General features: G+C 62.3%; 11 protein-coding genes. 3 read left to right on the top strand and 8 right to left on the bottom strand.

Annotated features, from left to right (window positions below):
- Positions 1 to 42: 42 nt before the first annotated feature.
- From NLI84_RS10325 to yjgA, 4 genes are read right to left on the bottom strand one after another with little or no spacing between them, the layout of a single operon-like run.
- Entirely contained in the window at positions 43 to 714 is a 672-nt protein-coding gene (locus tag NLI84_RS10325; protein WP_255990007.1) for an alpha/beta hydrolase, read from the bottom strand.
- Positions 711 to 1,301, bottom strand: a complete 591-nt coding sequence (mog, locus tag NLI84_RS10330) for a molybdopterin adenylyltransferase (RefSeq protein ID WP_255990008.1) — start codon at positions 1,299 to 1,301, stop codon at positions 711 to 713. Before mog ends, NLI84_RS10325 begins: the two co-directional genes overlap by 4 nt.
- Positions 1,298 to 1,957, bottom strand: coding sequence for an HAD family hydrolase (locus tag NLI84_RS10335; RefSeq protein WP_255990009.1), 660 nt, complete (start codon positions 1,955 to 1,957; stop codon positions 1,298 to 1,300). The genes mog and NLI84_RS10335 overlap by 4 nt, the downstream gene beginning before the upstream one ends.
- Positions 1,957 to 2,514, bottom strand: coding sequence for a ribosome biogenesis factor YjgA (yjgA, locus tag NLI84_RS10340; protein ID WP_255990010.1), 558 nt, complete (start codon positions 2,512 to 2,514; stop codon positions 1,957 to 1,959). Before yjgA ends, NLI84_RS10335 begins: the two co-directional genes overlap by 1 nt.
- Positions 2,515 to 2,590: 76 nt before the next feature.
- On the opposite strand from yjgA, the gene pmbA reads away from it, so the two are divergent.
- Positions 2,591 to 3,922: a metalloprotease PmbA gene (pmbA, locus tag NLI84_RS10345; protein ID WP_255990011.1), complete on the top strand. Its 1,332-nt coding sequence runs from the start codon at positions 2,591 to 2,593 to the stop codon at positions 3,920 to 3,922.
- A 1-nt stretch (position 3,923) separates the two neighbouring features.
- Positions 3,924 to 4,394 carry a dihydrofolate reductase gene (locus tag NLI84_RS10350; protein WP_255990012.1) on the top strand — a complete coding sequence of 157 codons (471 nt, stop codon included), beginning with the start codon at positions 3,924 to 3,926 and terminating at the stop codon, positions 4,392 to 4,394.
- Positions 4,395 to 4,439: 45 nt separating this feature from the next.
- On the opposite strand, the gene NLI84_RS10355 is transcribed toward NLI84_RS10350, so the two are convergent.
- From NLI84_RS10355 to NLI84_RS10370, 4 genes are all read right to left on the bottom strand, one after another.
- The gene (locus tag NLI84_RS10355) at positions 4,440 to 5,063 is read right to left on the bottom strand and encodes a glutathione binding-like protein (protein ID WP_255990013.1); all 624 of its coding nucleotides are present in this window, start codon (positions 5,061 to 5,063) and stop codon (positions 4,440 to 4,442) included.
- 57 nt (positions 5,064 to 5,120) lie between these two features.
- Positions 5,121 to 5,921 carry a class I SAM-dependent methyltransferase gene (locus tag NLI84_RS10360; RefSeq protein ID WP_255990014.1) on the bottom strand — a complete coding sequence of 267 codons (801 nt, stop codon included), beginning with the start codon at positions 5,919 to 5,921 and terminating at the stop codon, positions 5,121 to 5,123.
- Positions 5,922 to 5,928: 7 nt separating this feature from the next.
- The gene (locus NLI84_RS10365) at positions 5,929 to 6,762 is read right to left on the bottom strand and encodes an NADPH-dependent oxidoreductase (RefSeq protein WP_255990015.1); all 834 of its coding nucleotides are present in this window, start codon (positions 6,760 to 6,762) and stop codon (positions 5,929 to 5,931) included.
- Positions 6,763 to 7,136: 374 nt separating this feature from the next.
- Positions 7,137 to 8,093, bottom strand: a complete 957-nt coding sequence (locus NLI84_RS10370) for a TauD/TfdA dioxygenase family protein (protein ID WP_255990016.1) — start codon at positions 8,091 to 8,093, stop codon at positions 7,137 to 7,139.
- Between the two features lie 606 nt (positions 8,094 to 8,699).
- Here NLI84_RS10370 and NLI84_RS10375 point away from each other — a divergent pair.
- Positions 8,700 to 11,231, top strand: a complete 2,532-nt coding sequence (locus NLI84_RS10375; RefSeq protein WP_255990017.1) for a heparinase II/III domain-containing protein — start codon at positions 8,700 to 8,702, stop codon at positions 11,229 to 11,231.
- Positions 11,232 to 11,413 lie beyond the last annotated feature (182 nt).

The following is an 11,413-nucleotide window of genomic DNA, read 5'->3' on the forward strand; positions in this document are numbered from 1 at the left end:
GCCGCAAGGCGCTGTTGTCGTTTGGGCACGCAGCGGCCAAGGTCAGCGCAGTACGCGGTTGAGGAAGGCGCCGATATGCTGGATTTCCGGCAGGCAGACCGAATGCTGCATCGGGTAGCTATGCCATTCCACCGGGTTGCCCAGCCGTGCCACCTTCTCGGCCGCCGCCTCGCCCAGTACAAACGGCACGACCGGGTCGGCGCTGCCATGGCCGGCAAACACCGGCGTATCGGCATTGGCGGTGGCGGCGTCGCCATCGAGCGGTGTAGGCAGGTAGGTGGAGAGCGCCACGATGCCGGCCAGGCGCTGGGGATGGGTCAGGCCGGCGGTGTAGGCGACGGCGCCGCCTTGCGAGAAACCGGCCAGCACGATGCGCTCGTCGGGGATGCCGCGCTGGTTCTCCCGGGCGACCAGCGCGCGCACCAGCTCAACCGATTGCTGCACGCCGGCTTCGTCGGCATGGCGATCGATATCATCGAAATACAGGATGTCGTACCACGCGCGCATCACGTAGCCGTTGTTGCAGCTGATCGGCATATATGGCGCGTGTGGAAATACGAAGCGCAGCGGCAACTCGGCAGGCAGGCCAAGCTCGGGAACGACGGGGGCGAAATCGTTGCCGTCGGCGCCCAGCCCATGCAGCCAGATCACGCTGGCGACGGGCTGCGGGCCGGTCTCGATTTCAACGCAGGGCAGCAGTTCGGTCTGGCTCATGGGTTTTCCTGGGGGCGGATCGCCGACTTGGGGCGGAAGGCGACGATCACGGCGGGGGCGGTTTCGATATAGGGGCCATCGAGCAGCTGGATGCAGTAGGGCACGGCGGCGAAGATGCCGGCCACCAGCGTCTGGCCCGCTTCATTTTTCACGCCTTCCAGTGTTTCGGCGATGGCGCGCGGCTGGCCGGGCAGGTTGAGGATCAGCGACGTGCCGCGAATCGCCCCGACCTGGCGGCTGAGGATGGCGGTCGGCACGAAGTGCAGGCTAACCTGACGCATCTGCTCGCCAAAGCCCGGCATCAGCCGGTTCGCAACTGCCAGCGTGGCGTCCGGAGTCACGTCGCGCAGTGCGGGGCCAGTGCCGCCGGTGGTCAACACCAGCTGACAACCCTGCACATCGATCAGCTCGATCAGCGTGGCTTCGATGGTCGCCTGCTCGTCTGGAATCAGCCGGGCGATGGTTTCGAATGGCGTAATCAGCGCGCGGGCCAACCAGTCCTGCAGCGCCGGAATGCCCTTGTCTTCGTAGACGCCGCTGCTGGCGCGATCGGAGGTGGCGACGAGGCCGATGCGCAGTGTGCTCATGCCGCCTCCCACGCCACGGTGACGCGCCCGTCCGGGCTCGGCACGAAGCGCAGTGCATGCCAGTCGCGAATCACCGCATCGGCTTGTGCCAGCTCTTCGCGGGTGTGCGAGGTGGCCAGCGCGATCACCGTCATGCCGGCGGCCTTTGCCGAGCGGATGCCGTTCGGTGCGTCTTCAAACGCGAGGCAGTTCCGGGGATCGACCCCAAGCAGCGCCGCGCCGCGCAGATAGGGATCGGAATGCGGCTTGCCCAGCGCCACATCCTCGCCGTAGACGCGCACGGCGGGCAGCGTGAGATCGCAGTAGTCGAACTTGGTTTCGGCGAGCACCCTGGGCGCGGAGGTGACGATGGCATAAGGGGCGTCGGCAAGCTCGGCCAGCCGTTCGCGCAGGCCGGCGACGACGACGGTGCCGTCAAGATCGGTAAGCTCGCGCTGCAGCAACTTCTCGAACTCGGTCTGCAGATCGCGGTGCGGCGCAAAGCGGGCGATCACGTCGACGCCGCGCACGCCGTGCATATGCGCCATCAGGTGCTCGACGTCGATTTCGACCTCGCTCGCCCATTGCCGCCAGATCCGTTCCACGCACGGCGTGGAATCGATCAGCGTGCCATCCATATCGAACAGCAGCGCATCAAACGTGGCGGGTAGCGGCATCAGTCGTCGCTTCCCTCGGTATCGGGCAACAGCGGCGGCTCGGGAATGATGTCCTTGAGCAGCTGGAACAACTCGCGAAACGCCTTGGGCGGGATCTGCTTGCCGGCTTCCAGGTCGGCGCGTTCCTTCTGCGCGGCCCGGATCAGCTGGCGCAGGCGCTGGATGTCGACGCCCGGATGCTCGGCGATCAGCGACTCGGCCGCCTTGGCGTCGGTGATCAGCTTCTCGCGGGTACGCTCCAGCTGGTGCAGCCAGGCGTTGTGGCGATCGGATACGCCGGCACGCGCATCGAGCAAGGCGTGGATCGGGGCCGGGTCGACATTGCGCATCAGCTTGCCGATGAATTGTCTTTGCCGGGCGATCGCGCCGTTGGCCTTGATCCGCTTGGCTTCGATGATGGCGTTATACAGACGCTCGGGCAGATTCAGCGTTTGCAGCACCTTGGCATCGAGCGGGATCAGCGCCTCGCCCAGATCCTGCAGTGCGCTCATCTCGCGCTTCATCTGCGATTTGCTGACGATTTCGATATCGTCGTCGTCGTGGTCGGGCTGGCTCATGGTGTAGGGCATGGTCGGTAAAACCGTTATGATACCAAACGGCCCAACCATGGTTCCCCCAACATAGGATTCAATCGTGTCCGCCTTCTCCTATAGCGAACAACAATTGCAGCAACTCGCCGCCCAGGTGCTCGATACCGCGAGAGCGGAAGGGGCGACTTCGGCCGATGTCGAGGTATCCGAATCGGTGGGGCAGAACGTCAGCGTGCGGCTGGGGGACGTTGAAACCATCGAATACAACCGCGATAAGGGCGTCGGTGTCACCGTATACCTGGGCCAAGCCAAGGGGCACGCCAGCACGTCCGATTTCTCCGCACAGGCGCTGGCCGATACCGTGCGCGCCGCAGTGGCGATTGCCCGCTATACCGCGGCCGATGAATACGCCGGCCTGCCCGATGCCGCGCTGCTGGCCACCCGCTTTCCTGATCTCGATCTTTATCACGGCTGGGATTTGCCGGTGGATGACGCCATCGTGCTGGCGCAGCGCTGCGAGGATGCCGCCCGCGCTGTCGACACCCGCATCAGCAATTCGGAAGGCGGCAGTGTCAACACGCACGCATCGCGCTGGGTGTATGCCAACACGCTGGGCTTTTCCGGCGCGGGCACCGGCAGCCGCTACTCGGTGTCCGCCGCGGTGATCGCGGAGGACGAGAGCGGCATGCAGCGCGACTACTGGTACAGCACGCGCCGTGATCCGGCTGAGCTCGAATCGGTGGAATCGGTCGGCCGCCGCGCCGGCGAGCGCGCGGTACGCCGGCTGGGCGCGCGGCGCGTCAAGACCGGCGAATACCCGGTGCTATTCGAAGCGCCGGTCGCGGCCTCGCTGCTGTCGCACTGGGTTTCCGCCATCAGTGGCTCCAGCCTGTACCGCAAGTCGTCGTTCCTGCAGGACAGCCTGGGCCAGGCCGTGTTCGCGCCGTGCGTGAACGTAATCGAGGATCCCTTCGTGAAGAAGGGTCTGGCCAGCAGCGCGTTCGACGGCGAGGGCGTGGCCACATCGCGGCGTGAGCTTGTCACCGATGGCGTGCTGAATGGCTACTTCCTGTCGAGCTATTCGGCGCGCAAGCTGGGTATGCAAAGCACCGGCAATGCCGGCGGCGCGCACAACCTGACGGTGGCGCCCACGTCGACGTTCGACGCGCTGCTGCGGGATCTGGGCACCGGCCTCTTGGTGACCGAGCTGCTGGGCCACGGCATCAACCTGGTGACCGGGGATTACTCGCGCGGTGCTGCGGGTTTCTGGGTGGAAAACGGCGTGATCCAGCATCCGGTCGAGGAAATCACCGTCGCGGGCAATCTGCGAGAGATGTTCAGTCGTATCGTCGGCATTGGCGACGATGTGTTGTTGTCGAGCAGTCGCCAGGTTGGCTCCATCCTGATCGAACGCATGACGGTGGCGGGGGCTTAAAGTGCTGGCGATCATTTCCGCGGTGGGCAGCAATGGTGTGATCGGCATCGACAACAAGCTGCCCTGGCACCTGCCGGAAGACCTGAAGCATTTCAAGGCGCTGACCATGGGCTCGCCCATGATCATGGGCCGCAAGACGTTCGAGTCGCTGCCCGGCGTGCTGCCCGGACGGCGCCATCTGGTGGTCAGCCGTAACGCCGGCTGGCAGGCGCCGGGCGCCGAAGCCTATTCCAGCCTGGAGGCCGCCATCGCCGCGGCTGGGGACCAGGCTTTCGTCATCGGCGGCGGCGAGCTCTACCGGCTGGCGCTGCCGCTGGCCGATACGCTCTACCTGACCGAGGTGGACCTCGCGCCGACGGGAGATGCCACTTTCCCCCAGATCGATGGCAGCGCCTGGCAGGAAACGGCGCGCGACGCGCACGTCGCCGCCAACGGCATCGCTTACGCCTTCGTCACCTACAGCCGGCGCTGATCCCGACGGCTAGCTGCTAGCCAGCCATTGGGTTGGCGACTTCCCTTATTCCTGCTGTTCGAATGCCAATGCCGCCTGCACGCTGGCACGGGCGTTGTAGCGCTCGCGGAAGGCGTTCAGGTTTTCGAGCTCGGCAAACTCGGTCCCAAAGCGCGCGATCCAGCGCACGAACACGCCAAGGTAGGCATCGGCGATGGTGAAGCGGTTGCCCACCAGCCATTCCTTGCCTGAGAGGTGCCGATCGATATGCGCCACGGTGTTCTTCAGCGTGGCGCGCGACTGGGTGCGGATGCCGTCGAAGGCGGCTTCGTCGTTGCTGTAGCGCTCCGGCCGGTTCACCGCCCGAAAGCCGCCGGCGTGCACTTCGGCGCTGAAGTAGCCGATCCACGACTGGATCTGCCCGCGCTCGGCCGAGCCGGCCGGAGCGAATAGCGGAGTGCCGGGCGCGAGGTCGGCGAGGAAGGGCAGGATGGCGCTGTTCTCGGTGATGGCGGTGCCGTCTTCCAGCTTGAGCGCCGGCACGCGGCCGAGCGGGTTGACTGCGTGGATGGGCGACTCGGGTACGCGGGTCTTGACCTTGACGATCTCGACCGGCAGGTTCAGTTCGCGCACGACGACATGGGCGCCGAGCGAGCACGCGCCGTTGGCGATATAGAGTTGGTGAGGCATGACAGCTCCAGTTGCGGATTGAAGCCGTGGCACGAGACCACGGCTTGGGGGAAGGGATCAGGCCGGCTTGTGGGCCAGCGCGAAGTGCAGGTTACGGTGCAGCAACACGCCGGACGGCGTCGCCAGCGTTTCCAGCGTGCTGCGCAACGCCGCTTGCAGCCGGGCGCGCACGTCGGGCAGGTAGTCGCCGAGGAAATTGCCGAAGGAGCTGGCGTTGCTGAAGGCCAGTACGGCATCGATATCCGGGAAGTGATCGGCAAAGCGCCGCAGGCGGATTTCGTCGACGAAGAAGCCCGCGTGCTCCAGCTGGCCAGCCAGTTCGGCGTGGGTGACACGATACGGCGTGCTGCCTGCCGACACGCTGCGGCCCAGCCCGGCATCGGCCAGCACGCGCGACACGATCTGCTGGATATCGTGCGGGCGTTCGCGGCTGGCGGTGCTGATCGCCACCCGCCCGCCCGGGCGCAGCACGCGAAACACCTCGTTCAGCACCACGGCCTTGTCCTGCAGCCAGTGGTAGACGCTGTTGAGCAGCACAGCGTCGAAGCTGCCGTCCTCGAAGGCCGACAGATCCTCGCCGCGCGCCACGGCGAACGACAGCTGCGGCAGCGCGCGGGCCGCCGCGAGCTCGATGCGCAGCGGCAGCGGATCGACGCCGACCACGCGGCCTCCCGCGCCGACATGATGCCGCGCCGCCAGCTCGGCCAGCCGGCCGGTGCCGCAACCGACATCGAGCAAGGTCTGACCCGGCTTCAGCTGCAGCCCGGCCAGCAGGAACTGGCCGTGCTCGTATTGCAGATCGCTCACCTGGTCGTATTGCAGGGCGAGCTCCGGGGTGTCGAGAGTCAGGCTGGGCATGGCGGCCTCACTGGAACACGAAACCGCGATTGCGCAGCGCTTCGGCGAGGCGATCACGCCCGCCCAGCGTTTCCGGCCCGCGCAGCCGGCCGACGGCCTGCTGACTCCACGGCTGCTGCGGCAGTTTTTGCGTCGCCTGGAACGCCTGGATCGTCGCATCGTAGTCGACCACGGCGGCATCCTGCTGCTCCAGCGCATACTGCTCGCGGTGCAGCACCGTGCGCTGCGACAACCGCGGCTTCACCGACGCCGGCCGCGCCGGATCGGGATGGCCCACGACGAGGCCAAAGGCCGGGAACACTTGTTCGGGCAGGCCGAGTTCCTCGGCCACGGCCTCGGGTTTGTTGCGCAGCGCGCCGATGTAGACGGTACCGAGGCCCAGCGATTCGGCGGCGACGAGGGCGTTCTGTGCGGCGAGCGCGGCGTCGATGAAACCCATCACCAGCGTATCGAGGTAATCCAGCCCGGCGATCGGCTCGCTACGCTGGCCGGCCACGCGCTTGAGTCGCGCCAGATCAGCGGTGAACAGCAACAGCAACGGCGCTTCGACGATATGGGCCTGGTTGTTGGCCAGTGCCGCCAGCCGCGCCTTGCGCGCCGGATCTTCGATGGCGATCACGCTCCACACCTGCAGGTTGGACGAGCTGGGCGCCGATTGCGCGGCCGCGACCAGCAGTTCCAGCGTGCCGGCGGGCAGCGCCCGGTTGGTGAAGGCGCGTACCGAGCGGTGTGCCAGCAGCGTTTCCAGCGTGGTGTTGAAATCGGGAATCAGCGCGAGTTCGTGGTTGCCGTAGCGGCCATTGACGAGATCGAGCGGCGAGAGGTCTGCGGGTTTGCCCATGTCTTGGCTCCTTGTAGGGACAAGGGCTGTCCACAGCAAGGGCCGTACCAGCCGCAATGCCTGATTCCATGCGGGTTGGCGGCTTTGAAGTGTACAAAATCCAGCAGGCGGAACGCCATATTGCTGATCCGGCCACAGCATGGGGTACCGTTGTCCTGCTGCGCGGAGCAGGCCGATACGGGGCGCCCCGGTGCGAGCAGCAACCAGAGGACCGCACGCAGGACCGTGGTGGCAGAAAAAAAGCCGGTGGGCCCAACCCGCCCCCACGGGCGTGGTCCACCGGGGTCTTAGTAAAGACAAAGAAACGAGGAGAATCGAAGCAATGTGCTTCGCGGTATCCGCCAGACCGCCATGAGGCGGCCCGGCCGGATGCATCAGGCGGCGGCGCTGTCGGCTGGCGCCTTGTTCTCGTTGGCGGCGTTCGCGCTGCGCGTCACCTTGCTGCGGGTGACGCTGCGGCGACCGTCGATGGCGACTGGCACCGTGCCGTCCACCGTTACGCGGCGTACCACGCGGTGTGCATCGCCGTAGTCATCCACGGCGTAGTGCTGGGTGGCGCGGTTGTCCCACACTGCTACATCGCCCGGCTGCCAGCGCCAGCGCACGGTGTTCTCCAGGCGGGTGACGTGGCTCTGCAGCAGGTTGAAGAGATGCACGCCGTCGCTGGTCGGCAGGCCGAGGATGCGCTTCACAAAATGGCCCAGCAGCAGGTGGCGCTCGCCGGTTTCCGGGTGCACGTGCACCACCGGGTGCTCGGTCTCGTAGACGGTCGACGTGAACACTTCGTGGTAGCGCTTCAATGCTTCCGGATCGGCTTGCGGCTTGCGCGCGGCATAGTCGTATTCGTTGCTGTGCACGGCCCACAGCTTGTCCGCCAGCTCGCGCAGTTCAGGCGCGAGATCGTTGTAGGCGGTGTGGGTATTGGCCCAGACAGTGTCGCCACCGGCCTCGGGGATGGTCACCCCGCGCAGGATGGATGCCTGCGGGTAGGCATCGACGAAGGTCACATCGGTGTGCCAGCTGTTGGCGCGGCCGCCGTATTTGGAATCGAGTTCCAGCACGAAGCTCGTGCCTTCCTTGGTGTGCGCCGTCGGGTGCTGTACGGCCTGGTCGCCGAACAGGGTGACGAGCTGCTCCTGGCTCGCGTCGTCCAGGTGCGTCTGGCCCCGGAAGAACACCACCTTGTACTTGAGCCAGACGGCACGGATGAAATCACGCGTGGCTGCCGGCAGATCCGGTGCGAGCGTCACGCCACGGATTTCAGCGCCGATGCGACCGGCAACCGGGTGGACCGAAATGCCCGCAGGCGGATTGCTGAGGATGTCTGACATCGCTTGCTCCTTGAATGGGTTTGTCGGCACGGCAGAGCCGGCACGTCCCTGCTGCAGGGATGCCTCCATATGAGCAAAGTACGTGCCAGATTAATTTTTCAGTATTTATGGGAATAAGGGTGTGATGGCGGACCATGGCGTGCTGGGTTCGGCGCACTAGTGCGACAGGGTGTGCGAAAGCCAGCAGCAAGCTTGATTGGGTTCAATGCTGGCGGAGTGGGAGCCGACACCAGGGGCGTGTGGCCGATGCCAGATTGCTGCACGCCTGGGCTTCGAATGCCTGCCGCAACGGCAACATGGTGTTGAGCGGGGGGGGCGCGACAGCTGTGCGAACACGATCGCGCGTCGCTCGTTCTGAAGCATGACTAGACAAGCCGATCCGGCGGGATGCTCAAGGTTCTGCATCGCCTGCCTGCATCGCACCCGGGGATGTTGCCAGATTCATGCGAACTGCGTTTTCTGCATGGTCGACTAGTGCTCTCGGCATTGTCGGTAGAGATCTGGGGATGAGCGGCACAGGGCTGTAGCACCGTTTAAATTACTTGGTTGTTAAAATAGTGAAAGTTTTGTGTTGTAAATATGTAATTAAACATAAGGAGCGCGCACATGCTGTTCAAACTCAAACCCCTAGGCCTCGCGGTCTCAATGATGAGCATCCTGGCAGGCCCGCTGTTTGCGGATGACACCATCCCGGACAGCCCGGTTACCGAACGGGATCTCGGCCGCCGTCCGCTTGCGGTCTACAACAACGACGTTGCCATCGGGGAAGATGGCGCTGGCACCATCACACAGCGCCCCGTGGTATTGCGCTGGCATAGATACCCCACCGCATACTATCGCGTCAGGATTACCAAGGACGGCCAGCAGGTGGTGAACACGGTCGTCAACAAGCCTTGGTTCATCCCCGAAGGCCTGGATTTCGGTACTTACAAGTGGACCTATACCGCGTTAAAAAACGGTACTGTGCTTCCCAATGACGTCACCTCAACGGAGCAGACCTTTACCTTGTCGAAGGTGACCGTTGCTGCCGCCGCTGAAGCGGCCAGTGCATCTGATACCTACACATACACGGGGGAGGATGCAAACGAGCCAGCCTACGATGTCTACAACCAGCAAAGGAAGATTGAAACATTGGTAGGGGAGACGCTCGCGAAGTCACATCCGCGTTCGTTGCCGAGTGAGGGGGAGCTTACAGCCTGGACGCAGTCGCTGGAGCAACGAGGTCTGTTGAACGACCTGATTAACCAGGCCACTAAGACAGTGGCCGTGCCTGCCTTTATGAATTCCAGTTTGGTGAGTTTTAGCGACGAGCAGCTACGTGATCTGAATACGGTTTTTTTTCCTCAATTGCTGAAACAGGCAACAGCCTTGGCGGCATTGAGAAAATTGCGGCCGGAAATATACAATGCCAATGTGGCAAATTATCGCAATGTGGTTGTAGAGGTTGCTAGCTGGTCTTATGCTAGCGGTAGTCCTACCTTACAGGTGAAGGCTGATCAAATTAATCGCCAGATTGCGCTTGTTCTGGCGGTTACATATGACTGGTTTTTTACCCAGCTGGATGGTGCACAAAAGACTGCATTTTTGGAGAATATTGATGCACGATTGATTAAGGTGAAGAATGATGCGCTAGGGCTTGATCCTTGGTTGCTCGGCTCTCATCAATGGACTGCCGCCAATTATGCGGCAACAATCGGAGCTTTGGTGGGCTCAAGCGAGCCCACCCCTCCAGGTGCGGCAACGCCCAATGATCGCTGGCTTTCTTCTATGCTGCCACATTGTATTTCCACGATTTCACCTTGGGGAGGAGAGGATGGCGGGTTTGGCAATGGCATGGGCTACCTTGCCAATGCGCTCGATTCGATGATTCCACTATGGGATATGATTAAAACCGCGACTGGCGTGAATCTTTACAAGACATCCTGGGCTCGCAATACAGGGAAATTTCTGGCCTATATGACCCCCCCTGGTGCTACGGAGGTCTTGTTCGGTGACCAGGGTGGGGAAGGTGTTGCGAAGGAGGTTACTGTTGGCTGGGCAACGCGCACTCAGGTGTCTGAGGCGAAGTGGCTTGCCCAAGCTTATCTTGCGGCAGAATACGATGCTGGGCTTGGCGCAATCGCAAAGTCTGATCATATGCTTTCCGCTACCCCAGCCCCCGATATGATCGCGGAGAAGTTCAAGTTGGACTCCGCGCTTCAATTCGAGCGCAGCCCGCGTCTTGCAATAAATGATCGTTATTGGAACAGGTCGACCGGTTGGGTGGCGCTGTACAATGGTATTCGGTTGCCAGCGGCCGAGCGTACCGCGATATACTTCAAATCCAGTCCGTTTGGCTCGTATAACCACAGCCACGCGGATCAAAACGGCTTTGTCCTTTACCACAAAGGCGAGGCAATGGCGGTCGACTCTGGGGTTTTTGATGGTTATGGCGATAAATACCCCCACTATGTTCAATGGTATACGCAGACCAAAGCCCACAATGCGATTACCTACGATGGTGTTGATGAATATGGTGGTCTTGGACAATTTATAGACGTGCTTCGGCAGGATAGTCACGATATCTACTATTTGAATTTCTCGTCTGGAGCCATCAAGTCGGCACCGGAGGGGGGGCTGAATCATAACTTCGAGTTGGTGGTGGGCGATGCCTTGCCGGCATATAAGAATCAAGCCCCGAATTTCAAGATTGCATTGCGTGGGCTGGTTTATCATCGGCCTAGCAATACGCTCTTGATTCTGGATCGTATGTTTGTTGATGCCGCTGCGCCCCGGTATTGGGAGTGGAATTTGCATACGCCGACTCAAATGCAAGCGGATGGAGTAAATCGCTGGCGCTGGCAGAAGGGGGATTCCAATGTTTGTCTTCAGTACGTATTTCCGCAAAATCGCAGTTTTGTATTAAGTCAAAAGCAAGGCTACCCTGTTCAGCCCGCTGGGGGTAAAGTGGTAAAGGAAAATTGGCACCAGAAATGGAAAACAGCACAGCGGGCCGCTATTTTTGAGCAGGCAACAGTGCTTGTGCCTGATTGCGGTAGCCCGGATGTATCGCTCGTGCGAATTGGTGACGGAAAATATAATTACACCGTGAATGGGCAGACTTTCCAGATCAACCTCAAGCAGTACGCCAATTACTAATTATTTGATAGCTGCATGTTGTATCTAACGGGTGGCATGCCACCCGTTTTCAATCGCCCTCGCGTTTATTTTTAGCGCTTGCGTGCCACCGCGAACAGACGGCGATACGGCGGCAGCGTCACGCAATCCCGTTACGGATAGGTGTTGCATCCCGGACGATAATCTTAGCCCTCGTAGTTGGC

The sequence above is a fragment of the Chitinolyticbacter albus genome (assembly GCF_024437655.1).
In the GTDB taxonomy this organism is placed as follows: Bacteria; Pseudomonadota; Gammaproteobacteria; order Burkholderiales; family Chitinibacteraceae; genus Chitinolyticbacter; species Chitinolyticbacter albus.

Coding starts and splice junctions, on each gene's coding strand:
- NLI84_RS10370 (WP_255990016.1), bottom strand. CDS start 8,093: ATGTCAGACATCCTCAGCAATCCGCCTGCGGGCATTTCGGTCCACCCG.
- NLI84_RS10375 (WP_255990017.1), top strand. CDS start 8,700: ATGCTGTTCAAACTCAAACCCCTAGGCCTCGCGGTCTCAATGATGAGC.
- NLI84_RS10355 (WP_255990013.1), bottom strand. CDS start 5,063: ATGCCTCACCAACTCTATATCGCCAACGGCGCGTGCTCGCTCGGCGCC.
- yjgA (WP_255990010.1), bottom strand. CDS start 2,514: ATGAGCCAGCCCGACCACGACGACGACGATATCGAAATCGTCAGCAAA.
- NLI84_RS10325 (WP_255990007.1), bottom strand. CDS start 714: ATGAGCCAGACCGAACTGCTGCCCTGCGTTGAAATCGAGACCGGCCCG.
- NLI84_RS10360 (WP_255990014.1), bottom strand. CDS start 5,921: ATGCCCAGCCTGACTCTCGACACCCCGGAGCTCGCCCTGCAATACGAC.
- NLI84_RS10335 (WP_255990009.1), bottom strand. CDS start 1,957: ATGCCGCTACCCGCCACGTTTGATGCGCTGCTGTTCGATATGGATGGC.
- mog (WP_255990008.1), bottom strand. CDS start 1,301: ATGAGCACACTGCGCATCGGCCTCGTCGCCACCTCCGATCGCGCCAGC.
- NLI84_RS10365 (WP_255990015.1), bottom strand. CDS start 6,762: ATGGGCAAACCCGCAGACCTCTCGCCGCTCGATCTCGTCAATGGCCGC.